Origin of the sequence: Neorhizobium alkalisoli (assembly GCF_007829835.1) — a bacterium.
In the GTDB taxonomy this organism is placed as follows: Bacteria; Pseudomonadota; Alphaproteobacteria; order Rhizobiales; family Rhizobiaceae; genus Neorhizobium.
In genome coordinates, this window is record NZ_VIWP01000006.1 from 217,259 (window position 1) to 240,003 (window position 22,745).

Here is a 22,745-nt window from a genome sequence, read left to right on the forward strand (position 1 = left end):
TCAACCGATGCCGGTTTTTTCATGACAGCTTTCCGCCCTGTAAACGACGTTGCCGTCTCGACGGCAGGGGTGGAACTGCATTACGGCGAAACGCCAGTCCTCAAGGGCATTGATGTCTCCCTCTCCAAGGGCAAGACGCTGGCGCTGCTCGGACCTTCCGGCTGCGGCAAGACGACCCTTTTGCGCCTCGTCGCGGGTCTTCTGGCGCCGACAAAAGGGTCGATTTCGATTGCCGGCCAGGTTGTGGCAGATGCCGCGAGTGGCGCGTTTGCGCCGCCGGAAAAGCGCAATCTCGGCATGGTCTTTCAGGATTACGCGCTCTGGCCGCATCTGACCGTCGGCGGCAATGTATCCTTTCCGCTCGAAATGCGCGGCATCGGTCGTGCGGATCGCAAGGCGCGGACCATGCGGGCGCTGGAGCGGGTCGGCCTGCAGGCCTATGCCGATCGCCGTCCGAGCGATCTTTCCGGTGGCCAGCAGCAGCGCGTGGCGATTGCCCGCGCCATCGTTGCCGAGCCGCAGCTGATCCTGTTCGATGAGCCGCTTTCCAATCTTGATCGTGAATTGCGCGAAAACATGGTCGGCGAGCTGGCCGAGCTGATCACCTCGCTCGGTCTTACCGCGATTTACGTCACCCATGACCATAGCGAAGCGCTGACGCTGGCCGATGACGTCGCCGTCATGCGCGGCGGGCTGATCGAACAGCTCGCTTCTCCCGATAAGCTGATTGCCAGCCCGGCAACGCCCGAAGTCGCGGATTTCCTGCGTCTCGGCGGCATCGCCGATCTCGAATGTCGCGATGACCTCTGGTTCTTCAAGGGATCCGACGTTGCCCTGCTGCGGCATGAAGGTCGGACGGGCAATGTCGTTCGCGTGCTTATTCCGACATCGGCCATCTCAGCCGGCGAGATCGCGCCCGGCCGGCTTGCGGCTACCGTTCTGCGCTCGCAGTTCCGCGGCGACGGACATCTGGCGACCGTCGCGCTTGTCGGCCCATCGAATGTCGAATTGCAGGTCTTGAGCCGCGCCAAGCTGCGCGCCGGCGAGGGTGTCGGTCTCTCGATCGATCCGACCCAGGTCCATTGTTTTGGAAATACCGTTCTTTCGTTTAACCAGGAGATATCTCAACATGCTTAAGTCGCTGAAGAGCCTTACGCTTGGCGTTGTTGCCGCCGCCCTGATGGCTGGCGTCGCTCATGCCGACATCACCGTTTACACTGCAGGTCCGCAGAGCCTGATCGACAAGCTGTCGGCCGGCTTCACCAAGCAGACTGGCGTGAAGGTCAATGTCTTCCAGGCAACGACCGGCAAGGTCATGGCCCGTATCGAAGCCGAAGCCGCAAACCCGGTCGTCGACGTTCTGATCTCTGCTTCCTGGGATACGGCCACCGATTTCGCCAAGCGCGGCTGGCTGGTCAAGTATACGAGCCCGAACGCTGCCAAGGTTCCGGACTTTTTGAAGACCGAAACTGCCGTCGCACAGGGCATTTCGGCTCTCGGCATCGCCTGGAACACCAAGAGCGGCACGCCGAAGCCGTCCGAATGGGCTGACCTGACGAAGCCGGAATACAAGGACCTCGTCAACATTCCGGATCCGGCCCAGTCCGGTTCGTCCTTCGAGCTGACCGCCGCTCTTGCTGGCCAGGATCAGTTCAAGCTGTTCAAGGATCTGCAGGCCAATGGCGCGATCATTGCCGGCGCCAATGCTGATGCCCTGAACCCGGTTCTGCAGGGTGCCAAGGCTGCCGTCTTCGGCGCCGTCGACTACATCACGCTCGCTGCCAAGAAGAAGGGCGAATCCATCGACGTGATCTTCCCGGCTTCCGGTACGGTTATCGCGCCGCGTCCGGCCATGATCCTCAACTGGTCCAAGCAGCAGGATGATGCCAAGAAGTTCATCGATTACATGCTGTCCGACGAAGGCCAGAAGCTGGTTGCCGACCAGATGCTGATGCCGGCCCGCACCGACGTTGCGGCTGACCGTCCGCTGATCGGCGACCTGAAGCTCCTGAAGTACGATACCGACGCCGTTTATGGAAAGCGCAAGGAAACGCTGGCCGAGATCACCAAGATCTACGGCGGCAAGTAAGATCATGGCAGCGAAGGGAAGCTCGATCGGCGGTTTCGCTCCGGCGGCCTGGCTCGCGATTGCGGGACTGATCGTCGTCGTCGCCATTCCCTTCGTCGCCGTTGTCCTGCAGGGCATTTTCCCCAATCTCGGACAGGGCTCGCTTGCGGGCCCTTTCTCCTCCTTCGTCACGACGCTGGGTGACAGCGCCCTGATCGGCATGGCCGGCAATACGATCCTGCTCGGCTTCTGCGTCGTCGTCGCCTCGGCCCTCGTTGCCGTACCGCTCGGCGTGTTCCGGGCGCTCTATCGCATTCCGTTTGCTTCCGTCTGGGACGTGCTTCTGCTCGTGCCCTTCATGATCCCGCCCTATATCGCCACGCTCGGCTGGATCATGACCTTGCAGCCGCGCGGTTATCTGCAGCAGCTGCTGGGCTTCAATCTGGCACCCTTCCTGTTCTCGCTGCCGGGCATGACTTTGGTCATGACCTTCAACACCTTTCCGGTCGTCTATTTCGCCGTCTCCCGCACGGTCGAGGCGGTTGGCGCCCGTTATGCGGATGTCGGCCGGGTTTTTGGCGCAACGCCGGCCAAGGCCTTTTGGCGCATCACGCTGCCGCTTTCGGCGCCGGGCCTCGCCGCCAGCCTGATGCTGGTCTTTGCCGCTGCCATCGAGGAATACGGCACGCCGGCAGCGCTCGGCCGCCGCGCCGGTTTCCAGGTTCTCGTCACCGGTATCGATTTGCGCATCACCGATTGGCCGATCGATCTTCCGGGTGCTGCGATCCTGTCGATCCTGCTGGTCGCCATGTCGCTCGCGACTTTTCTGCTGCAGCGCTGGATCCTTGCCCGCCGCTCCTATCAGACGGTCAGCGGCAAGCCGATGGCCAAGGACAAAAGGCCGCTCGGTTCGATGCAGCTGCCTGTTCTCGCAGCCTTTGCGGTCGTTGCCTTCCTCGCGACCGGTGTGCCGCTGCTCGCCATTCTGGCGACGGCTCTGTCGCGGACGATCTCCGGCGGGTTGGCGCTCGATAATATCAGCCTCAACAATTTCATGCTTGTCTTCAGCGGCGAGGCGGATGCGCTGGTTGCGCTCGGCAACAGCTTTTCGCTCGGCATTGCCAGCGCCATCATCACCGGCCTGATCGGCGTCACCGCCGCCTATACCGTGGTCAAGACGAAGATCCGTGGCCGGCTTGCGATCGATTCGATGACGATCCTGCCGAATGCGCTGCCCGGCATTGTCGTTGCCGTCGGCCTCATCCTCGCCTGGAACATGCCCTGGCTGCCGGTGACGCCTTACAATACCGGCTTCATTCTTCTGCTCGCCTATTGCTGCATCCTTCTGCCGCAGCCGGTGCGCTATGCGACGGCGGCCTTCCAGCAGATCGGCGACAATCTCGAAGCCGCAGCCCGCGTTTTCGGTGCGTCCGGGGTTACGGCCTTCCGGCGCATTCTTCTGCCGCTCGTCTTTCCGAGCCTCGCCTCATCCATGCTGCTGGTCTTTGCACTTGCCTCACGCGAACTGGTGGCCTCGGTCGTCGTGGCGCCGGTCGGCATGCAGACGATCGCCACCTTCATCTGGCGGCAGTTCGAGCAAGGGTCGATCGGGCTCGGCATGGCCATGGCCTTCATCGCCATCGTCATCACGACACTTCTGCCGCTTCTGCTCCTGACGCTGCTGAGACGCAGCGGTCTGGTGGCGGAATAAGCCTGCACTTTTATGCATGACTGCAATTATGACGACCTCCCCTTTCGCAATTGCGAAAAAAAGGATATGAGCCCGCCAACGAAATAAGGTGCGTTACCCCAATCGTCGCGCCGCAGCTTCAGAGACAATCAATATGGCACTTCGCAACATCGCGATCATCGCGCACGTTGACCATGGGAAAACGACCCTCGTTGACGAACTCCTGAAACAGTCTGGCTCGTTCCGCGAGAACCAGCGCGTCGCAGAACGCGTGATGGACTCCAACGATCTCGAAAAGGAACGCGGCATCACCATTCTCGCCAAGGCGACCTCGGTTGAATGGAAGGGCGTTCGCGTCAACATCGTCGACACCCCCGGCCACGCCGACTTCGGTGGCGAAGTCGAACGTATTCTCTCGATGGTGGACGGCGCGATCGTTCTCGTTGATAGCTCCGAAGGCCCGATGCCGCAGACCAAGTTCGTCGTCGGCAAGGCGCTGAAGGTCGGCCTGAAGCCGATCGTCGCGATCAACAAGATTGACCGTCCGGACGGCCGCCACGAAGAAGTCATCAACGAAGTTTTCGACCTGTTCGCAAACCTCGACGCGACCGACGAACAGCTCGACTTCCCGATCCTCTACGGTTCGGGTCGCGATGGCTGGATGAACGTCAACCCGGAAGGCCCGAAGGATGAAGGCCTTGCACCGCTGCTCGACCTCGTGCTGAAGCACGTGCCGGAGCCGAAGGTCGAAGAAGGTCCGTTCCGCATGATCGGTACGCTTCTCGAAGCCAACCCCTTCCTCGGCCGTATCATCACCGGCCGCGTTGCTTCCGGCTCGATCAAGCCGAACCAGGCCGTTAAGGTTCTGTCGCAGGACGGCAAGACGGTCGAAACCGGCCGTATCTCCAAGATCCTCGCATTCCGCGGCATCGAGCGTCAGCCGATCGAAGAAGCGGTTGCCGGTGACATCGTCGCCATCGCTGGTCTCTCCAAGGGCACCGTCGCCGACACGTTCTGTGACCCGGCCGTCAACGAAGCGATGAAGGCCCAGCCGATCGACCCGCCGACCGTCACCATGTCCTTCATCGTCAACGACAGCCCGTTGGCCGGCACCGAAGGCGACAAGGTCACCAGCCGCGTCATCCGTGACCGTCTGTTCAAGGAAGCCGAAGGCAACGTCGCACTGAAGATCGAAGAAGCCGAAGGCAAGGATTCGTTCTACGTGTCCGGCCGTGGCGAACTTCAGCTCGCCGTTCTGATCGAAACCATGCGCCGCGAAGGCTTTGAGCTTGCCGTATCGCGTCCGCGCGTCGTCATGCACAAGGACGAAGCGACCGGCGAGACCATGGAGCCGATCGAAGAAGTCGTCATCGACGTTGATGAAGAGCATTCCGGCGTCGTCGTTCAGAAGATGTCCGAACGCAAGGCGGAAATGACCGAGCTGCGTCCTTCGGGCGGCAACCGCGTTCGCCTCAAGTTCCTCGCTCCGACCCGCGGCCTGATCGGCTACCAGTCGGAACTCCTGACCGACACGCGCGGCACTGCCATCATGAACCGCCTGTTCAACGACTATCAGCCTTACAAGGGTGAAATCGCTGGCCGTACCAACGGCGTTCTTCTGGCCAACCAGGCTGGTGAAGCCGTCGCCTACGCCATGTTCAACCTGGAAGACCGCGGCCCGATGATCATCGAGCCGGGCGAAAAGGTTTACATGGGCATGATCATCGGCATTCACAGTCGTGACAACGATCTGGAAGTCAACGTCCTCAAGGGCAAGCAGCTGACGAACATCCGTTCGGCCGGCAAGGACGAAGCCGTCCGCCTGACCCCGCCGATCCGCATGACGCTCGACCGCGCTCTCTCCTGGATCCAGGACGACGAGCTGATGGAAGTGACGCCGAAGTCGATCCGCCTGCGCAAGATCTATCTCGACGCCAACGACCGCAAGCGCTTCAGCAAGGCCAAGATCGCCTGATCTTTTCAAGCCTTTTGCAAGACGTCCAAGCCCGGCAGCGATGCCGGGCTTTTTTCTTGTGCCTTGATTTCGTCAACACTTGTAGCGAGCGTTAAAAATACGTTAACGTCCGATCATCGTCCACATGAGAAGCCTGTGGGCAATCCGCCTCGGCGCCTCGCGCGCTATGGTGGAGAGCCGGGGGCGGGACTTAAAGTTAACGTTATGAAGACGCTGTCTATCGATGTCCGGCGAGCCGAGCCGCAAGATGCCGCATCCATTTCGGATGTGCACCGGCAGGCGTGGATTCAGGCCTATGCGGGCCTCATTCCGCACAAGTCGCTGACCCAGATGCTGGAGCGTCGTGGCGAAGCCTGGTGGCGCAAGGCCGTGCGTGGCCCGGCAACACTTCTGGTGCTCGATGTCGGCGGCACGATTGCCGGTTACGCGACGATCGGGCTCAATCGCGCCCGTGCGCTTCCCTATGACGGCGAAGTCTACGAAATTTACCTGCGGCCGGAATTCCAGGGTATCGGTCTTGGTCGTCGCCTGTTCGGCGAAAGCCGGCGCCTGCTGAAGTCGCTCGGCTGTGAAGGTCTGGTCGTCTGGTGCCTGGAAGACAGCGAACACGCCGCAAGTTTCTTCCGCCGCCATGAGGGCCGCGACATTGCCGAGGGCATGGAAGATTTCGGCGGCAAGCAGCTCAAGAAGCTCGGTTTCGTCTGGTCCTGAGACAGAAGCAGAAACACGGCTTGGCAAATATCGGTAACCCGGTGCCTGAGCAGGCTTATTAGGCCTCTGCGGCCTTATGTTCCGGCCATTGCCGTGTTGCCTTGCAGCGGAATTCCCGCTATCGACGGTGCACTTCGTGTAAACCTGACCGGGGATAAAAATGCGTATCGATGCAATTTCAGTGGGCAAGAATCCGCCCGAAGACGTCAACGTCATCGTTGAAGTGCCGGTCGGCGGCCAGCCGATCAAGTACGAGATGGACAAGGAAGCTGGCGCGCTGATCGTCGACCGTTTCCTCTATACGCCGATGACCTATCCGGGCAATTACGGCTTCGTGCCGCATACGCTTTCGGAAGATGGCGACCCGATCGACGTCCTGATCTGCAACACCCGTCCGTTGGTTCCGGGCTGCGTCATCAATGTCCGCCCGATCGGCGTCATGGTCATGGAAGATGACGGTGGCAAGGACGAGAAGATCATTGCCGTGCCGGTTCCGAAGCTGACCCAGCGTTACGACAAGATCAAGAACTACACCGACATGCCGGAGATCACGCTCAAGCAGATCGAGCACTTCTTCGAGCACTACAAGGATCTCGAGCCCGGCAAGTGGGTCAAGATCGAAGGCTGGCAGGATGTCGACACGGCCAAGCGCCTGATCGTCGAGGCCATCGAGCGTTACCAGGCGCAGAAGTAAGCCTTTTAGGCTTTCACGCTCGCTTTCAGCCTGTTTTCCAAATCCTCCGGGTCGCCCTCGATCCGGAGGATTTTTTTACGCGCTGTTTCGCCGGAAAAGATCGAGATCGAGGATTTGGGCAGGCGCAGCGCCTCTGATATCAGCAGGATCAGCGCCTTGTTGGCCTTGCCGTTTTCGGGCACGGCGGTGACCCGTGCCTTCAGAAAACACTCGCCATCGGCTGCGGTTTCGAAACCCTCGACAGCATTGCGGCCCGCGTTCGGCGTCAGCCGGACAACGAGCCGCAGATGGTCTTTATGCTTGCTGTAGGCTTCGCTCACGCGACCAGCGTTTCGCTCACGCAACCAGCGGATAGATGCTGGTCCAGAGCAGCGAGCGCAGGAAGAAGATGATCAGCATGACGATGATCGGCGAGATATCGATGCCGCCGAGATCCGGCATGATGCGGCGGATCGGCCGCAGGACAGGTTCCGTCACGTTGAAGAGAAAACGGCCCACCGCATCGACGAACTGGTTTCTGGAATTGATGACATTGAACGCGTAGAGCCATGAAAAGATGGCGCTGGCGATCAGGATCCAGGTGTAAAGGTTCAAGGCCAGGTCAATGGTCTGAAACAGGGCGAGCATTCACGTCTCCATTTCTTTGTTGACAGACATGTAGACATTGGGGAACTAACGGGCAAGTGCCGTGCCCGCCCATCGTCACAGCATGTTTAATGGGACGGGTGGAATGCCCTGCCGGGCCTGTCTGAAAGAGCTTCCATGTCCTTGCCCGTGTCGGGTGACCGTTTTGCCGCCTTTCGGCATCGATCCTATACCCGCTTCTTCCTCGCCCGGTTCTTCTCGGCCTTTGCGATCCAGATCATCAGCGTCGCCGTCGGCTGGCAGATGTATGACGAGACGCGCAACCCGCTCTATCTCGGCCTGATCGGGCTTTTCCAGTTCCTGCCGTCACTGCTTCTGATCCTCGTTACCGGCTCGGTCGCCGACCGTTATAACCGGCGGATGATCATGGCGATCTGCATGGTGGTCGGTGCGGCCTGTTCGGCAGCCTTGCTGGGGCTTACCGTCACGCATTCCTTTGCGCCCTGGCTGGTGTTTGCAATTCTCATCGTCTTCGGCATCGAACGCGCCTTCATGGGGCCGGCCGTGCAGTCGCTCGGGCCGAACCTCGTGCCGGAACAGGATCTGCCGAACGCGATCGCCTGGAATTCCTCTTCCTGGCAGACGGCCTCGATCATCGGGCCGGTGCTCGGCGGTCTTCTTTATGGCGTCAGCGCGACGCTCGCCTATTCGATCGCCTTCGTGCTTCTGGTCATCGCCGCTGCCCTCGTTTTCATGATCCCGAAGCCTGCGCAGCGCAGCCCGGCCTCCAAGGTCAGCTGGGGCGAGATGCTGGCCGGTTTCCATTTCATCGCGAAGGAAAAGGTGGTGCTCGGGGCCATCTCGCTCGATCTCTTCGCCGTGCTGCTCGGCGGAGCCGTGGCGCTGATGCCGATCTTTGCCCGCGATGTGCTCGAGCTTGGCCCCTGGGGTCTCGGCCTACTGAGGGCCGGTCCCGGTTTCGGTGCCATCGCGGTTGCGATCTGGCTTGCCGTGCATCCGATCCGCCACAATGCCGGTATCGCCATGTTCATCGGTGTGGCGCTGTTTGGTGTCGGGACGCTGATCTTCGGTATTTCGACGGCACCCTGGCTGTCGATTGCGGCGCTGGCATTGATGGGCGCTGCCGACATGATCTCCGTTTATGTCCGCGAGACGCTGATCGCGCTCTGGACGCCGGACGAGCTGCGTGGCCGGGTGAATGCGGTCAACATGGTCTTTGTCGGCGCCTCGAACGAGCTCGGCGAATTCCGCGCCGGCACGATGGCTTCGATCTTCGGCGCCGTGCCGGCCGTGGTGATCGGCGGTGCCGGCACGCTGGCGGTGGCGATCATCTGGTCGCTCGGTTTCCCGAAATTGCGCAGGATCGACAATCTGGAAGCGCCGGAGAGGGCTTAAGCCGTCAGGCAGTTCTCCGCGGCCTTCCTCTCTTCGACCGCACATCGATCGAAGACGATGTCGAGGAAATTCCACAGCCAGTCTTTGAGCGGCTGATCAAAAATCATCCGGCCTTCGAGATGCTGGGCGCCTTTCTGGGCGTTCGGCATGCTGAAGCGCGCTGCGCCATGCACGACCCAGCGATGCATCATCGCCCGCGTCAGCTCGGCATGGAACTGCACGCCCCAGGCATTGTCGCCGTAACGGATCGCCTGATGCGGATAGGCGTCGCCTTCCGCCAGCAGTTTGACACCACGCGGCACGTCAAAACCTTCGCGGTGGAAGTGGTAGACCATTTTCGGCCATGGCATGAGCAGCCGGCCATGTTCGGTCGGGCGCAAAGGATACTAGCCGATCTCGGTCAGGCCCTTGGCGTCGGCACCAACCGTGCCGCCGAGATTGCGCACCAGCATCTGGGCGCCAAGGCATATGCCGAGATAAGGCTTGTTTTCCTTGAGAGGCACGTCGATCCAGTCGATTTCGGCCTTGACGAAAGCATCCGGGTCGTTGGCGCTCATCGGGCCGCCGAAGATCACGGCGCCGGAATGGTTTGCGAGCGTATCGGGAAGGGGATCACCGAGCACCGGGCGGCGGATGTCGAGGGGAAAACCCTTGTCGAGGAGCATCTGCCCCACGCGCCCCGGCGAGGACCGTTCCTGGTGAAGCACGACGAGGACCGGCAGTCTTTCGGTCCGATTGGCGGTTCTTTCCGGAGGAAGCATCAGCATTTCGACAGATCCCTAGTCCTCTCCTCCCGCATCAACGGATACGCGAGCGGCCGCCTGCTGGCGCGCCAGAACCCGGTCGCGGGCGGAGACGCCCAGGAGATCGGCTATGCGCCAGATGACGTGATCCTCGATCTCGCTGCGTTCGCCATCGGCATAAACGATGTCCCACAGGATCCCGAGAAGCTCGATCCGGTCCTCCTCCTGAACCAGATGTCTTCTTAGATCGGAAGTGAAACGGTAATAGTCAACCGCCTCGCTGCCGGCCTGCTGGCCTGCGCTGATCAGCGCCTTCAATCCGTCGTCGTCGAGGTCGTAACGCTCGCGCAGAAGATCGCGGAATTTCTGCTGTTCCTTGGGCGAGACGTTTCCATCCGCTTCCATGACCTGGAAACAGAGCGCGACGAAGGCGACGCGCGGATCATCCGGCGCGAACTCGTTCGTGTGATGCGGCGAAGTCAGTGTGTGGAGGAAGGCCTGAATGCGATCGAGCATGGGTCTTGTGGCCTTCTCCGTCTTTAGAACAGCCTCAGTCTCGTTGGGGACTTTTCGGCTTCCGTTTGCTTCACACCCGGATCATCAGGTGGGCGGCCGAAAAATGGAACAGGCTCCTCGGCGTTTTGTGGTGTTTTGGTGGCAGGCGAGGGCACATTAGCAGGCGCTGGTGTTTTTGCTGCAACAGCGGCATCGACCTGAACCGGCTTCGGCACCGCAGCAGGCTTGGTAACCTGAGCAGGATTCTGCTCGGCCGGCGGCGTGACCGTGACCACTTTTGGTTCGGCAACGGCCTTTTTCGGCTCCGGAGCGGGCTCCGTTTTGGCTTCCGGTTTCTTCGGTTCCACCTTCACTTCGGTCTTTACTGCAACGGGTGGCAGGGTGGCGAGCGCCTGTTCACGGGCAAGCGAGCCTTCCTCGACCGGGCCTTCCAGCTGGCCGAAAGGCACTTTCCATTCGAAAGCGTCGAGCCGGCCGGTGACCGGCGACAGCGGCAGCCAGGTTTCCGAGACGACGCCGTCTGCAACCCAGGCCGGATCGCGATGGGCACGCAGCGCCTGCGCCATCCAGTGGCGGACACGTCCCTGGTCGCCGGTTTCCGCTTCCTCGATATCGGCAAGCAGGAGATAGATGGCTTCGCGGCTCTCCATGCGGGCGGCGGCTTCCGCCTTGGAACGGGCCTTCTTGAATTCGCGGGCATCGAGCGCCGCCTGCGATGCGATCAGCAAGGAATCGACGTTGTTGGGGCGCATGGCCTCCAGCTTTTCGGCACGCTTCAGGCGGTCGACCGTGCTGTCGCCGCTGCGGGCACGCACGTAAGCGCGGCCGATGTCCGGATGCGGCTCGATCTTCCACACGCCTTCGAGAACGGAGGCTGCCTTGCGAACATTGTCTTCGCGCAGATAGGCCTTTGCCGCGATGATGGCGGCAGGCACCAGCGATTTCGACAGCTTTAACGCGGCCATGGCATCGTCGCGAGCGCCCTTTTGGTCGCCTTCCAGCCGTTCTCCGGCCTTGGCGGTCAACAGAACCGCCTTCAGTCGTTCCGCCTCGCCGCGCTCGATGACGCTGGCTGCGCGCTGCTGGTCCAGGAGATGGATCGCCTCGTCCCAGCGACCGGACTGGCTGCGGCTTTCGAGCGTCGCCTGGGCGGCCCAGGGCAGGTAGGGCGCGTGTTCCACGGCCTTTTCCGCGTATTGCCTTGCGGCTTCGTTGGCGCCGAGACGGCGGGCTTCCATGTAGAGGCCGCGCAGGCCGAGTTCGCGGGTTTCCGGATCCTCGGACATGGCCTCGAATTTGGCACGCGCCTCGTCATAACGGCCCTCGATCAGCGCGCTCTGCGCTTCGAGAAGATGGATCAGCGGTTCCTGGTCGGCGCTCAAGAGGCCGCGGGTGCGGGCGCTCATCTTGCGGGCCAGCAGCGCATTGCCGGCGCCGGCGGCGATCAGGCCGGTCGACAGAGCCTGATAACCACGATCCCGCTTGCGGGCACGAAAATAGCGACGGACCGAATAGGGCGAGGTCCAGATCACGCCAATGACCCACCAGATCAGCAGCACGATGCCGATTGCGGCGACGACCAGCGTCGCGGCGACCATGACGCTGGTTTCGATCAGGTGATCCTGCCAGGTGATCGAGATCAGTCCGGGGCGATCCGCGAGCCAGGCGAAACCCCAGCCGAGTGCGAGAACGAGGAGGAGGAAGGTAAAAAGTCTGATCATCCTGTTTTCCTGCCCCTCAACCCTGTGTGCCGGCCTTCGTGCCGGAAAGCGCGCGCGACAGCGTTCCGCCGACAAGATCCTCGACCTTCATGCGTGCGTCGAGTTTCTTCGAATAGTCGCCCGATACGGCTTTTGCCGGTTCCGGCAAGGTCTGCCATTCGCGCAGCGCACCGGCGAGATCGCCGTTCTGCAGGCTCTGTTCCATACGGGCGACGATTGCCTCGGGCGTATCACCTTCGACCTCGCCAACACGGCGGACCTTGACGATCGACATGGCCGAAGAGAGAAGCCGGTCGGCAATTCCCTGGTTCGGATCCGGCACGACGGCCGCCTCGATCATCGCATCGGCGACGCGCGGGAATTCGCGCTGCAGTTCGGAGCGCGAAGGCACGCCCTTCGCCGCGAACGGTTTCAGGCCGGCAATGGCCGGATCGTTGGCGGCAAGGCCCTCATAGGTCTGCAATTCCGGCTCGAAGGCGCCGCCGCGATCGATCGCGGCCTTCAGCGCTGCGGCCGCGATGGCGCGAGCGACCTGCTGCTCGGGGCCGCGGTCGTTCATCTTCGTCTCGGCCTGCTGCAGTCGGCGGGAAAGATCGGCATCGTTGGAGGCGGTTGCCGCCGTTGCAGACTTCACCTCGCCGATCTGCTTTTCGATTGCCGAAAGGCGTGCGGAGAGATCGTTCGATCCGCCGCCGGCTTCCAGTGCTTGAACGCGGGCCGCAAGAGCTGCATCGCCATTCGCCGGCTGCGTACCAAGCGCGCGGACTTCCTGGCGAAGTGCCTCGATCTCGTCCGAAAGGGCGGATGTGTCGCTTGCTGAACTGGAGGAACCGCCGGGCAGGACGCCGGCATATTGCATGGCGCCAGCCAGAAGCAGCGCGATTATGCCGCCAAAGATGCCGGAAGCGACCAGCGTCGATGTTGCCGGGTTCGTCTGCTTGCGGCGGGCGGCAGCATGCAGGGCAGCGGCGTTCGAAGCGGAGGATGCCTGGCTGGTTTCGGTCGTATCCGGACGGTTCGAAACGTCCTCGTCGTCGAAACGCGGCTGGTCGGATGTTGCCGTATTTTGGGCAGCGAGCGGCTCGGCATTAGCGTCCTTAGCCGGCTCATCTGCCAGTGATGATTTGGCTTCTTCGGTTTTCGGCGTCTCGGCCGTTGCCGCTTCCGGCACATCGTCGCGCGGTGCTGCCGCAGTCACCGGCTCGTCTGAATCATTGCTGCGCACGGGCTCTGCGACGACGTCGCTGTCAACGACGCGCGACTCCTCGGGCGTGAGATCGATCGTGATCGGGTCTTTTTCTACCTTCGATCGGCGGGGTGGTTTTTCGGATACCATCTCGACCTCTTTTTGCATCTGCTCTGAGAAACTAGTCGGTGGGTGCGTGGAAGAAAAGGGGAGGGGCCGAATTTGACGCATGCACTCGGTTAAAGAAGCGCAAAAAGCCCGTCCTCATCAGGGCTTTTCGCCACCCTGACATTATTTTGAAACTGCGGCGGGATGGCGGCCGCGACATTGGCGCTCAGGCACAGGATTTTCAGGGAGGCCATTTCAGCACCGAGTTTTTCGGCAAGCTCCAAGAAAATCACCGCATTTCTCCGCGAATAGAGCATGACCGCATCCGCCTGCGGGGAAAGCAGGATTTTGCCAACAGTGTCGATGCCATAATCGATCGGCACCATGCGGTAGATCAAGGCGGTCATGATGGCGATGCCGGCGCGCTCCAGCGCGTCTTCGAGCTCCGGCGAGCGTGGATCGCCGGCGAGGTAAAGCAGCGGTTTTGCGAGATGGCTTTTTTCCGCTGCGATCATCTCGGCAAGCCCGGCGCCAGTGCCGGGCCCGGTGCGGATATCGGCAAAGCCGGCCTGTCGTGCTGCCTGCGCCGTCGCTTCGCCGACGGCGTACACTTTCTCGCTCGCGATATCGGCCAGGCTTTCTGCTCCGCCGATAATCGCGCGGACCGCCTCGGCGCTGGTGAGGATCAGGGCCGAATGTGGTTTCGCGAGGCCATCTGCAACGGCGGCATGGTCATGCGCAGCTTCGGTGAGCGGCAAAAGCATCGGTTCGTGGCCGAGCGCCTTCAGGCGATCGGCGGTTCTTGCCGCCGAGTGTTCGGGGCGGGTGACGACGACCCGCATGGCTTTAAGCCCAGCCGTCGAAGAAGCCGGGGCCGGCGGCGGCGCGAACGGTTTCGCCCGCCTGCAGGCCGAGCTTTTCGGCTTCCGAGCGCTTGCCTTCAAGCTCGATCGCATGTTCCTTGCGGCCATCCGGCGTCAGGATCAGGCCCGAAAACTTCAGATGATCGCCCTCGCAGAGCGCGTAGCCACCGATCGGCGTGCGGCAGGAGCCGTCGAGCGCGGTCAGAAACGCGCGCTCGCAGGTCACCGCATCATAGGTGGGACAGTCGTTGACCGGTTTCAGAAGCGTGTCGATGCGCGTATCGCCGATCCGGCTTTCGATGCAGATTGCGCCCTGTGCCGGTGCGGGCGGAAAATTGACGGGGTCGAGAAGCTCGGTCACCACCTCTTCGCGGGCAAGCCGCTTCAGGCCGGCATAGGCGAGCAGGGTCGCATCGACATGGCCTTCATCCAGCTTGCGCAGGCGCGTGCCGACCGAGCCGCGGAACACCGTCACCTCGATATCGGGGCGAATGCGGCGGATAAGGGCCTGGCGGCGCAGCGATGCGGTGCCGACCACAGCGCCATCCGGCAGTGTCATCAGCGTCGGCGCCGTCTTGCCGATCAGCGCATCACGGAAATCTTCGCGCGGCAGGTAGGCAGAAATGTAAAGCCCGTCCGGCAGTTTGGTCGGCATGTCCTTGGAGGAATGCACGGCGAAATCCAGTTCGCCGGAGGCGAGCTGCTGTTCCAGTTCCAGGGTGAAAAGACCCTTGCCGCCGATCTCGCTCAACGACCGGTCGGTGATGCGGTCACCGGTGGTCGAGAGGATGACGATCTCGAACATTTCCTCGGGCAGGTCATGCGCCGCCATCAGGCGCGCACGGGTTTCAGCTGCCTGTGCCAGCGCCAGCGGGCTGCCCCGTGTGCCGATCCGGAAAGGTTTTGTTTGCATCCGCGTCATTCCGTTGTTACCGGAAGCCCTCGTAAACTTCTTTATCTCACCTCGCAATGAACGATAGGTCATGGCGTCATTTCTTCGCATCCTCGGCATCGAAACAAGCTGTGACGAAACGGCGGCCTCCGTCGTTGCACGGCATGAGGACGGCCGCGGCGAAATCCTCTCGGACGTCGTGCTGTCGCAGCTCGACGAACACAGCGCCTATGGCGGCGTCGTGCCGGAGATTGCCGCCCGCGCCCATGTGGAAGCGCTGGACGGTCTGGTCGAGGAGGCGCTTCGCCGCGCCGATGTGTCGCTCGACGAGATCGATGCGATTGCTGCGACTTCCGGCCCCGGCCTGATCGGCGGCCTGATCGTCGGGCTGATGACGGCGAAGGCGATTGCGCGGGCTTCCGGCAAACCGCTTCTTGCGATCAACCATCTCGAAGGTCATGCGCTGACGGCGCGGATGACGGATGGGCTTTCCTTCCCATACCTGATGCTGCTCGTCTCCGGCGGCCATACGCAGCTCGTGCTGGTGCGCGGCGTCGGCGAATACGAGCGCTGGGGCACGACGATCGACGATGCGCTCGGCGAAGCCTTCGACAAGACAGCAAAATTGCTCGGCCTGCCTTATCCGGGCGGACCGGCCGTCGAGAAGGCGGCGCAGAGTGGCGATCCGGAGCGGTTCTCCTTCCCGCGGCCGATGGTCGGCGAAGCGCGGCTCGATTTCTCTTTTTCCGGCCTCAAGACCGCGGTGCGGCAGGCGGCGACCGAGATCGCGCCGCTGTCCGAACAGGATGTTGCCGATATCTGCGCCTCCTTCCAGCGAGCCGTCTCCCGCACCTTGCGCGACCGGATCGGCCGCGGCCTGCAGCGCTTCAAACAGGAATTTGCCCATCTGGATATCGACCGGGCTCTGGTCGTGGCCGGTGGTGTTGCCGCCAATCAGGAGATCCGCCGCACGCTGCAGGCGCTCTGCATCGAGCATGGTTTCCGCTTCATCGCGCCGCCGCTTCGGCTTTGCACGGACAATGCCGCGATGATCGCCTGGGCCGGACTCGAACGTCTGGCCGAAGAATTTCCGGCCGATGATCTCAATGTCGCGCCGCGTTCGCGCTGGCCGCTCGACAAAGATGCCAAGACGCTGCTCGGATCCGGCAAGCGGGGAGCCAAGGCATGAGCGAGCGGATTGCCGTCATCGGTGCGGGAGCCTTCGGAACGGCGCTGGCAGCCGTCATGGCGCTCGAAGGGCGGCACCCTGTCACCCTGGTCGGCCGGCATCCTTCGCTGATGAACGATCTGCGCGATGATCGCGTCCATGATGCGGCGCTGCCGGGCGTTCCTTTGCCGGACGCGCTGCAATTTACCGCCGAGCCGGATGCCGTCGCCGATGCGAGCCTCGTTCTCTTCGTCATGCCGTCGCAGGCGCAAGGCGATGCGGCGCGTCATTACGGTCCCTATCTTTCGAAGGATGCCGTCGTCGTCACCTGCGCCAAGGGCATCGACCGGGCATCTGGCAAGCTTTTGACCGATGTGCTGGAAAAGGAATTGTCGGCGCATCCGATCGCGGTTCTCTCCGGTCCCGGTTTTGCTGCCGATATCGCCCGCGGCCTGCCGACTGCAATGGCGGTTGCTGCTGCCGATCAGGCTGTTGCCGAGCGGCTGGCCAATGCGCTTTCGGGGCGCACGTTCCGCCTTTACGCATCCACCGACCGGACCGGCGTACAGCTGGGCGGGGCGCTGAAAAACGTGCTGGCGATTGCCTGCGGTATCGTCGAGGGCGCCGGGCTTGGCGAATCGGCACGAGCGGCACTGATCTCACGCGGGCTTGCGGAAATGTCGCGGCTCGTCGAGGCGATGGGCGGCAATGCGGATACGGTGCGAGGCTTGTCCGGTCTCGGCGATCTCGTTCTGACCGGCACCAGCCACCAGTCGCGCAATCTGCGTTTTGGTATTTCGCTCGGTCGTGGCGAACCGGCTTCGACCGGTGGGCCATTGGTTGAAGGCGCGTTTGCGGCCTCTGTCGCGGCGCGGCTCGCAAAAGAGTTTTCCGTCGATCTGCCGATTGCCGATGCCGTCGCCGCGATTATCGACGGCAGTCTCGGTGTCCAGGCCGCCATGGAGCGCCTGATGACCCGGCCGATCACCACCGAATGATTTTGCTTTAAGAGGAGAGACCCATGCTGTTTGCCTTTCTTTGCACCGACAAGCCCGGCCATCTGAACGTGCGGATGGAGACGCGTCCGACGCATCTCGAACATCTCAACAAGCTCAATGCCGAAGGCACGCTGAAATTTGCCGGTCCCTTCCTCGATGACGAAGGCAAGCCGAATGGCAGCCTCGTCGTGGTCGAAGCAACCGACATGGCGGCTGCCCGCACGCTCGCCGAAGCGGATCCCTATTACCTCGCCGGCCTGTTCGAAAAGGTCGAGGTGAAGGCCTGGAACTGGACGATTAACAAGCCGGAGTAAGACCCGCATGGCCTACTGGCTTTATAAGTCCGAACCCTCGGCCTGGTCCTGGGAGCAGCAAAAGGCTGCCGGGGAAAAGGGCACCGAATGGACCGGTGTTCGCAACTATCTTGCCCGCAACAACATGCGGGCGATGAAGATCGGCGACAAAGGTTTTTTCTACCATTCGAACGAGGGCCTGGAGATCGTCGGCCTCGTCGAGGTCTGCGCGCTGTCGCATCCCGATTCGACCGCCAAGGGCGATCCGAAGTGGGATTGCGTCGATATCCGCGCCGTGATGGACATGCCCAAGCCCGTGACGTTGAAGGATATCAAGGCCAATCCGAAATTCGAAAAGATGTCGCTTGTCACCTCGATGCGGCTTTCGGTACAGCCGGTGACGGACGAGGAATATTTCGAGATCTGCCGGCTCGGCGGCCTCGACAATCCGCCGAAATCCTCGGATTGAGCCCGATTTGAAGACCGATCCGCGGACCTTCATCCTCGACAATACGGATCTGATGGCGCCGCCGCATGTGCCGGAGGTGCGCCTGCACCTTGCCAGCGAGGCGCATGAGCTCTGGAAGAAGACCGAAGAGGATCTTGAGGAGATCGGCCTGCCGCCACCCTTCTGGGCCTTCGCCTGGGCGGGCGGTCAGGGACTTGCCCGTTATATTCTCGATCATCCGGAAACGGTTGCCGGCAAACGGGTGCTGGATTTCGCCAGCGGCTCCGGTCTGGTGGCGATTGCCGCAAAGCTTGCCGGGGCTGCGGATGTGCTGGCCGTGGATATCGATCCCTGGACGGAGACGGCGGTGGCGCTGAACGCCGCCGAAAACGGTGTCGCGATTGGCTTCACGCGACAAGATCTGGTCGGGACGGCGATCGAGGCGGATGTGCTCCTTGCGGGAGACGTGTTTTACGATCGCGATTTCGCGGCGGCGCTGATCCCCTGGTTCTCGCGGCTTGCGAGGGAGGGCGTGTCGGTTCTCGTCGGCGATCCGGGGCGCAGCTATCTGCCGAAGGATCGGCTGACCGAGCTTGCTGTCTATCAGGTGCCGGTGACGCGGGCGCTGGAGGATAGTGAAGTCAAGAAGACGACGGTCTGGCGGTTCATATAGGAGAATCGCCCCGCGCAGTCTCCTGCCGTGGATGTCAAAAAGCCATTCCGGAGAAGCGCACGCACATGCGGAACCTCTCTAGTATGTAATTCTGTGGCTCCGCATGTGCGTGGCCTTCGGCGTCTTTTCGGGGCTTCCGGCCCCTACAGATAAAAACCTTGCCTCGCTGCATGGCTTTGTTCGCGGTCTCCTTTCGGGAAACCCTGCCACTTGGACGGCTCAACCGAACCCGGCATGGCTGCCAGGGGGAGGCTTTACGGAGCTTCAGGTCTCCCTTCGCTCTGGTCTTCACCTCTTTCACCTTCTCCGCACGTTACGGATCCAATGAAAGCGCCGGCCTCCGCCTGCCCGCGAACGTCTCGCGAAACACTCCGGCGACGGAGACACGGCCATTATAGGCACAGGTTTGGGGGAGGGGGAAAACGCGCGTCAAATTTTTTTCAGCGGGCGCCACGTACCGTTTGCGCCGCCCGCTTGCCCGTTATGCGCGCAAAATTCTCAGTTGCCGCGGATGACGCAGACGCCGGCCTCGAAGGAGCAGGCGGTGGCCGAGGCAACGGCATTTCCGCCCATCGCCTGTTCGACGTCGATGATCTTGGCTCTCGGCGCAATCGGATTGGCGCGGCGCTGCGGTGCAGGCCAGTAATCGTCGTCGCGGACGAAATAGGTACCGTTTCCGGGGATCGAATAGGCCTGCAGCGCGCCGACATAGGTGTCGCGCTGGCGGAAGAAAGACCGGCTGTTGCCGTTGAAGCCGGAAGGCTGTTCGGAACGGACGGTGCGCGTGACGCTGCCATTGCGGCCGTAATGGCCATCGCCCTGCCGGTCGAAACGGCGGTTTTCGACGAAACGGCTGCGATGGTGATTGCCACTCAATGTTGCACCGCGAAAATCGCTGCTGATGACGCGGTGAGGACCGTTCGAATGGCCGCCATTATGGCCGCGGCCACCATGGCGAAAGCCATCGCCGGCTTCCGCGGTGACGGTGAACGCGGCGAAAATAGCCGCAGCGACGAGGACAGATTTCATGCGATTCGCGATCATGGCGAACTCCGGCAAACGTGGTTAACCAGTGGTTAACACGAAATGGTGCCGGTTGGGCGCCAGGGCGACGAATTCTTTGTAATTTATGGTTAACGTGCCTTGGGCTTCGCTCAAGGGTGGCATCAGGCCGGCCGGGTGCGAGAGCCTTCAGAAAGACACAATCGATTAAATTCCAAAACCCTTGGAATTGTTCTTGTCGTCGGGGAATTCGAAGATTAAACCACGCCAATGATGCAATGCACATTTTCTCGGCATCGTGCATTGCCGGGCACCCGCCCATTATACGTACGACCGCCGCGAGGTTCTGATGGCGAATGTGACAAGTAACCGGCCTTTGTCGCCGCACCTGCAAATCTACAAACCAATCCCCACAATGGTCATGTCGATCGTCCACCGTATCACCGGTGGTGCTTTGTACTTCGGTACGATCCTCGTGGCATGGTGGCTTATTGCCGCAGCCAGCGGCCCTGCCTATTACGACTGGGCCAACTGGGCGCTGGGCAGCATTATCGGCAAGCTCGTGCTCCTGGGCTATACCTGGGCACTGATCCACCACATGCTCGGCGGTTTCCGCCACTTCATGTGGGATCTCGGCCATGGTTTCGAGAAGCAGTTCTCCACCAAGCTTGCCATCGCCAATATCGTCGCATCGCTCTGTCTGACCGTGCTGGTCTGGGTGATCGGCTTCATCATCCGCTGAGGAACCGCTTCCATGGATATGCGTACCCCGCTCGGTAAGGTCCGCGGACTGGGCTCCGCCAAGGACGGCACCGAACATTTCTGGCGCCAGCGCGTGACCGCCGTCGCCAACGTGCCGCTGATGATATTCTTCATCATCTTCATGCTGATCTATGCCGGCAAGCCGTTCGCGGAAGTGGTCGAGGCTCTGTCCAACCCCTTCGTCGCCGTCGTCATGGGCCTCGTCGTCATCTCCGGCATCATTCACATGAAGCTCGGCATGCAGGTCATCATCGAGGATTACGTCCACGGCGAAATCCCGAAGATCCTGCTCGTGATGCTCAACACATTCTTCTCGATTCTGATCGCCGGGCTCTGTCTGTTCGCCGTTCTGAAGATCGCATTCGTAGGATAATCCCATGGCATCCGTCACTCCTATCGCCCAAGGGGCTTCCCAGAACGGCAAGGCCTATACCTATGTCGACCATTCCTACGACGTGATCGTCGTCGGCGCCGGCGGCGCTGGCCTGCGCGCCACGCTCGGCATGGCCGAACAGGGTTTCAAGACCGCCTGCATCACCAAGGTTTTCCCGACTCGCTCGCATACGGTCGCGGCTCAGGGCGGCATCGCCGCCTCGCTGCAGAACATGACGCCGGACAGCTGGCAGTGGCACCTCTATGACACCGTCAAGGGTTCCGACTGGCTCGGCGATGTCGACGCCATGCAGTACATGGTCATGGAAGCGCCGAAGGCCGTCTATGAGCTGGAACACTACGGTGTGCCGTTCTCGCGTAACGAGGAAGGCAAAATCTACCAGCGTCCGTTCGGCGGCCACATGCAGAATTTTGGCGCCGGCCCGCCGGTACAGCGCACCTGCGCCGCAGCCGACCGTACCGGTCACGCCATCCTGCACACGCTCTATGGCCAGTCGCTGAAGAACAACGCGGAATTCTTCATCGAATATTTCGCGCTCGACCTGATCATGTCGGATGACGGCCGCTGCACCGGCGTCGTTGCCTGGAACCTCGATGACGGCACGATCCATCGCTTTGCCGCCAAGATGGTGGTTCTGGCGACCGGCGGTTACGGTCGCGCCTATTTCTCGGCAACCTCGGCCCATACCTGCACTGGCGACGGTGGCGGCATGGTCGCACGTGCCGGCATGCCGCTTCAGGACATGGAATTCGTTCAGTTCCATCCGACCGGCATCTATGGTTCGGGCTGTCTGATCACCGAAGGCGCACGCGGCGAAGGCGGTTACCTCGTGAATTCCGAGGGCGAACGCTTCATGGAACGGTATGCCCCTTCGGCCAAGGACCTTGCCTCGCGTGACGTCGTCTCGCGCTGCATGACGCTGGAAATCCGCGAGGGTCGCGGCGTCGGCAAGAACAAGGACCACATCTTCCTGCATCTCGACCATCTCGATCCGGCCGTGCTGCACGAACGTCTTCCCGGCATTTCGGAATCGGCAAAGATCTTTGCCGGCGTCGATGTGACCCGCGAACCGATCCCGGTCCTGCCGACCGTTCACTACAACATGGGCGGCATCCCGACCAATTTCTGGGGCGAGGTGCTGAATGCCGACTCGAACAACCCGGAACGCATCCTGCCGGGCCTGATGGCCGTCGGCGAAGCCGGTTGCGCCTCGGTGCATGGGGCAAACCGCCTCGGCTCCAACTCGCTGATCGACCTTGTCGTGTTCGGCCGTGCTGCCGCGATCCGCGCCGGCCAGGTTATCGACCGCGAAAGCCCGATCCCGGCGCTCAACACGGCTGCCTGTGACAAGATCATGGACCGTTTCGACGGTCTGCGTTTCGCAAAGGGCGCGACGCCGACCGCCGTGCTGCGCGACAAGATGCAGCGCGCCATGCAGGACGATGCGGCGGTGTTCCGTACGCAGGAATCGCTCGAATCCGGCTGCAAGCGCCTGTCGGCCATCTGGAAGGAACTTCCGGACGTCAAGGTCACCGACCATTCGATGATCTGGAATTCGGATCTCGTCGAGACGCTGGAACTGCATAACCTGATGGCCAATGCGATCACCACCGTCTACGGCGCGGAAGCCCGCAAGGAAAGCCGTGGGTCACATGCCCGCGAAGACTATACGGACGGCCCCTTTGCCGGCCGCGACGACGTCAACTGGCGCAAGCACACGCTTGCCTGGGTGAACGAGGCCGGCGACGTCAAGCTCGACTACCGCCCGGTGCATACCGACCTGATTGCCGAAGGCATCGATCCTTACAAGATCGAGCCGAAGGCGCGTGTGTACTGATC

General features: G+C 61.8%; 23 protein-coding genes and 1 pseudogene. 15 read left to right on the forward strand and 9 right to left on the reverse strand.

Annotated elements, in window-relative coordinates:
- Positions 1-21 precede the first annotated feature (21 nt).
- The 6 genes from FHW37_RS22690 to ppa all read left to right on the forward strand — a co-directional run bounded on the left by FHW37_RS22690 (position 22) and on the right by ppa (position 7,138).
- A complete protein-coding gene (locus FHW37_RS22690; RefSeq protein WP_145640512.1) occupies positions 22-1,137 on the forward strand; it encodes an ABC transporter ATP-binding protein in 1,116 nt (371 codons plus the stop codon).
- Complete coding sequence (locus FHW37_RS22695) at positions 1,130-2,089, forward strand: ABC transporter substrate-binding protein (protein WP_145640514.1); 960 nt, start codon at positions 1,130-1,132, stop codon at positions 2,087-2,089. The genes FHW37_RS22690 and FHW37_RS22695 overlap by 8 nt, the downstream gene beginning before the upstream one ends.
- A gap of 4 nt (positions 2,090-2,093) precedes the next feature.
- Positions 2,094-3,779 (forward strand): ABC transporter permease, encoded by a 1,686-nt coding sequence (locus FHW37_RS22700; RefSeq protein ID WP_145640516.1) that lies wholly within the window; start codon positions 2,094-2,096, stop codon positions 3,777-3,779.
- A 133-nt stretch (positions 3,780-3,912) separates the two neighbouring features.
- Positions 3,913-5,733 (forward strand): translational GTPase TypA, encoded by a 1,821-nt coding sequence (gene typA, locus FHW37_RS22705; RefSeq protein WP_145640517.1) that lies wholly within the window; start codon positions 3,913-3,915, stop codon positions 5,731-5,733.
- Between the two features lie 204 nt (positions 5,734-5,937).
- Positions 5,938-6,444, forward strand: a complete 507-nt coding sequence (locus tag FHW37_RS22710; protein ID WP_145640519.1) for a GNAT family N-acetyltransferase — start codon at positions 5,938-5,940, stop codon at positions 6,442-6,444.
- Between the two features lie 160 nt (positions 6,445-6,604).
- Positions 6,605-7,138 (forward strand): inorganic diphosphatase, encoded by a 534-nt coding sequence (gene ppa, locus FHW37_RS22715; protein WP_145640521.1) that lies wholly within the window; start codon positions 6,605-6,607, stop codon positions 7,136-7,138.
- A 5-nt stretch (positions 7,139-7,143) separates the two neighbouring features.
- Here the strand turns inward: ppa and FHW37_RS22720 are convergent, their stop codons facing one another.
- Positions 7,144-7,458: a DUF167 domain-containing protein gene (locus tag FHW37_RS22720; RefSeq protein ID WP_145640522.1), complete on the reverse strand. Its 315-nt coding sequence runs from the start codon at positions 7,456-7,458 to the stop codon at positions 7,144-7,146.
- Positions 7,459-7,474: 16 nt separating this feature from the next.
- Positions 7,475-7,765: a YggT family protein gene (locus tag FHW37_RS22725; protein WP_145640524.1), complete on the reverse strand. Its 291-nt coding sequence runs from the start codon at positions 7,763-7,765 to the stop codon at positions 7,475-7,477.
- Between the two features lie 135 nt (positions 7,766-7,900).
- On the opposite strand from FHW37_RS22725, the gene FHW37_RS22730 reads away from it, so the two are divergent.
- Positions 7,901-9,139 carry an MFS transporter gene (locus tag FHW37_RS22730; protein ID WP_145640526.1) on the forward strand — a complete coding sequence of 413 codons (1,239 nt, stop codon included), beginning with the start codon at positions 7,901-7,903 and terminating at the stop codon, positions 9,137-9,139.
- On the opposite strand, the pseudogene FHW37_RS22735 reads toward FHW37_RS22730, so the two are convergent.
- The 6 genes and pseudogenes from FHW37_RS22735 to hemC all read right to left on the reverse strand — a co-directional run bounded on the left by FHW37_RS22735 (position 9,136) and on the right by hemC (position 15,189).
- A pseudogene (locus tag FHW37_RS22735) lies at positions 9,136-9,900 on the reverse strand (glutamine amidotransferase). The gene FHW37_RS22730 and the pseudogene FHW37_RS22735 sit on opposite strands and share 4 nt — an antisense overlap.
- An 18-nt stretch (positions 9,901-9,918) precedes the next feature.
- Complete coding sequence (locus FHW37_RS22740; RefSeq protein ID WP_145640527.1) at positions 9,919-10,398, reverse strand: TerB family tellurite resistance protein; 480 nt, start codon at positions 10,396-10,398, stop codon at positions 9,919-9,921.
- Between the two features lie 23 nt (positions 10,399-10,421).
- Positions 10,422-12,119, reverse strand: coding sequence for a heme biosynthesis protein HemY (locus FHW37_RS22745; RefSeq protein WP_145640528.1), 1,698 nt, complete (start codon positions 12,117-12,119; stop codon positions 10,422-10,424).
- 16 nt (positions 12,120-12,135) lie between these two features.
- A complete protein-coding gene (locus FHW37_RS22750; RefSeq protein WP_186458360.1) occupies positions 12,136-13,455 on the reverse strand; it encodes a mitofilin family membrane protein in 1,320 nt (439 codons plus the stop codon).
- Positions 13,456-13,544: 89 nt separating this feature from the next.
- Entirely contained in the window at positions 13,545-14,255 is a 711-nt protein-coding gene (locus FHW37_RS22755; protein WP_186458361.1) for a uroporphyrinogen-III synthase, read from the reverse strand.
- Positions 14,256-14,259: 4 nt separating this feature from the next.
- The gene (hemC, locus tag FHW37_RS22760; RefSeq protein WP_145640534.1) at positions 14,260-15,189 is read right to left on the reverse strand and encodes a hydroxymethylbilane synthase; all 930 of its coding nucleotides are present in this window, start codon (positions 15,187-15,189) and stop codon (positions 14,260-14,262) included.
- A 70-nt stretch (positions 15,190-15,259) separates the two neighbouring features.
- Here hemC and tsaD point away from each other — a divergent pair, with 70 nt between their 5' ends.
- From tsaD to FHW37_RS22785, 5 genes are read left to right on the forward strand one after another with little or no spacing between them, the layout of a single operon-like run.
- The gene (tsaD, locus tag FHW37_RS22765) at positions 15,260-16,357 is read left to right on the forward strand and encodes a tRNA (adenosine(37)-N6)-threonylcarbamoyltransferase complex transferase subunit TsaD (RefSeq protein WP_145640536.1); all 1,098 of its coding nucleotides are present in this window, start codon (positions 15,260-15,262) and stop codon (positions 16,355-16,357) included.
- Positions 16,354-17,334, forward strand: coding sequence for an NAD(P)H-dependent glycerol-3-phosphate dehydrogenase (locus tag FHW37_RS22770; protein WP_145640538.1), 981 nt, complete (start codon positions 16,354-16,356; stop codon positions 17,332-17,334). The genes tsaD and FHW37_RS22770 overlap by 4 nt, the downstream gene beginning before the upstream one ends.
- Positions 17,335-17,357: 23 nt before the next feature.
- Complete coding sequence (locus FHW37_RS22775) at positions 17,358-17,648, forward strand: YciI-like protein (RefSeq protein WP_145640539.1); 291 nt, start codon at positions 17,358-17,360, stop codon at positions 17,646-17,648.
- Between the two features lie 7 nt (positions 17,649-17,655).
- Positions 17,656-18,096, forward strand: coding sequence for an EVE domain-containing protein (locus FHW37_RS22780; protein ID WP_145640541.1), 441 nt, complete (start codon positions 17,656-17,658; stop codon positions 18,094-18,096).
- Positions 18,097-18,103: 7 nt separating this feature from the next.
- Entirely contained in the window at positions 18,104-18,748 is a 645-nt protein-coding gene (locus FHW37_RS22785) for a class I SAM-dependent methyltransferase (RefSeq protein ID WP_145640543.1), read from the forward strand.
- Between the two features lie 498 nt (positions 18,749-19,246).
- Here FHW37_RS22785 and FHW37_RS22790 read toward each other — a convergent pair whose 3' ends face one another.
- Positions 19,247-19,792 (reverse strand): hypothetical protein, encoded by a 546-nt coding sequence (locus FHW37_RS22790; RefSeq protein ID WP_145640544.1) that lies wholly within the window; start codon positions 19,790-19,792, stop codon positions 19,247-19,249.
- A 307-nt stretch (positions 19,793-20,099) separates the two neighbouring features.
- Here FHW37_RS22790 and sdhC point away from each other — a divergent pair, with 307 nt between their 5' ends.
- The 3 genes from sdhC to sdhA are packed head-to-tail and all read left to right on the forward strand — an operon-like array spanning position 20,100 to position 22,743.
- Positions 20,100-20,492: a succinate dehydrogenase, cytochrome b556 subunit gene (sdhC, locus tag FHW37_RS22795; RefSeq protein WP_145640546.1), complete on the forward strand. Its 393-nt coding sequence runs from the start codon at positions 20,100-20,102 to the stop codon at positions 20,490-20,492.
- 12 nt (positions 20,493-20,504) lie between these two features.
- On the forward strand, positions 20,505-20,885 hold the full coding sequence (sdhD, locus tag FHW37_RS22800; protein WP_145640547.1) for a succinate dehydrogenase, hydrophobic membrane anchor protein: 381 nt from the start codon (positions 20,505-20,507) through the stop codon (positions 20,883-20,885).
- 4 nt (positions 20,886-20,889) lie between these two features.
- A complete protein-coding gene (gene sdhA / locus FHW37_RS22805) occupies positions 20,890-22,743 on the forward strand; it encodes a succinate dehydrogenase flavoprotein subunit (protein WP_145640549.1) in 1,854 nt (617 codons plus the stop codon).
- The last annotated feature ends 2 nt before the right edge of the window (positions 22,744-22,745 follow it).

What these genes read in the sequence shown, in the direction of transcription:
- hemC (WP_145640534.1), bottom strand. Translation starts at nt 15,189, where the DNA reads ATGCAAACAAAACCTTTCCGGATCGGCACACGGGGCAGCCCGCTGGCG.
- FHW37_RS22775 (WP_145640539.1), top strand. Translation starts at nt 17,358, where the DNA reads ATGCTGTTTGCCTTTCTTTGCACCGACAAGCCCGGCCATCTGAACGTG.
- FHW37_RS22745 (WP_145640528.1), bottom strand. Translation starts at nt 12,119, where the DNA reads ATGATCAGACTTTTTACCTTCCTCCTCCTCGTTCTCGCACTCGGCTGG.
- FHW37_RS22770 (WP_145640538.1), top strand. Translation starts at nt 16,354, where the DNA reads ATGAGCGAGCGGATTGCCGTCATCGGTGCGGGAGCCTTCGGAACGGCG.
- FHW37_RS22695 (WP_145640514.1), top strand. Translation starts at nt 1,130, where the DNA reads ATGCTTAAGTCGCTGAAGAGCCTTACGCTTGGCGTTGTTGCCGCCGCC.
- FHW37_RS22700 (WP_145640516.1), top strand. Translation starts at nt 2,094, where the DNA reads ATGGCAGCGAAGGGAAGCTCGATCGGCGGTTTCGCTCCGGCGGCCTGG.
- FHW37_RS22780 (WP_145640541.1), top strand. Translation starts at nt 17,656, where the DNA reads ATGGCCTACTGGCTTTATAAGTCCGAACCCTCGGCCTGGTCCTGGGAG.
- sdhD (WP_145640547.1), top strand. Translation starts at nt 20,505, where the DNA reads ATGGATATGCGTACCCCGCTCGGTAAGGTCCGCGGACTGGGCTCCGCC.
- FHW37_RS22790 (WP_145640544.1), bottom strand. Translation starts at nt 19,792, where the DNA reads ATGATCGCGAATCGCATGAAATCTGTCCTCGTCGCTGCGGCTATTTTC.
- sdhC (WP_145640546.1), top strand. Translation starts at nt 20,100, where the DNA reads ATGGCGAATGTGACAAGTAACCGGCCTTTGTCGCCGCACCTGCAAATC.
- FHW37_RS22710 (WP_145640519.1), top strand. Translation starts at nt 5,938, where the DNA reads ATGAAGACGCTGTCTATCGATGTCCGGCGAGCCGAGCCGCAAGATGCC.
- FHW37_RS22755 (WP_186458361.1), bottom strand. Translation starts at nt 14,255, where the DNA reads ATGCGGGTCGTCGTCACCCGCCCCGAACACTCGGCGGCAAGAACCGCC.
- FHW37_RS22740 (WP_145640527.1), bottom strand. Translation starts at nt 10,398, where the DNA reads ATGCTCGATCGCATTCAGGCCTTCCTCCACACACTGACTTCGCCGCAT.
- ppa (WP_145640521.1), top strand. Translation starts at nt 6,605, where the DNA reads ATGCGTATCGATGCAATTTCAGTGGGCAAGAATCCGCCCGAAGACGTC.
- sdhA (WP_145640549.1), top strand. Translation starts at nt 20,890, where the DNA reads ATGGCATCCGTCACTCCTATCGCCCAAGGGGCTTCCCAGAACGGCAAG.
- FHW37_RS22730 (WP_145640526.1), top strand. Translation starts at nt 7,901, where the DNA reads ATGTCCTTGCCCGTGTCGGGTGACCGTTTTGCCGCCTTTCGGCATCGA.
- tsaD (WP_145640536.1), top strand. Translation starts at nt 15,260, where the DNA reads ATGGCGTCATTTCTTCGCATCCTCGGCATCGAAACAAGCTGTGACGAA.
- typA (WP_145640517.1), top strand. Translation starts at nt 3,913, where the DNA reads ATGGCACTTCGCAACATCGCGATCATCGCGCACGTTGACCATGGGAAA.
- FHW37_RS22750 (WP_186458360.1), bottom strand. Translation starts at nt 13,455, where the DNA reads ATGGTATCCGAAAAACCACCCCGCCGATCGAAGGTAGAAAAAGACCCG.
- FHW37_RS22690 (WP_145640512.1), top strand. Translation starts at nt 22, where the DNA reads ATGACAGCTTTCCGCCCTGTAAACGACGTTGCCGTCTCGACGGCAGGG.
- FHW37_RS22725 (WP_145640524.1), bottom strand. Translation starts at nt 7,765, where the DNA reads ATGCTCGCCCTGTTTCAGACCATTGACCTGGCCTTGAACCTTTACACC.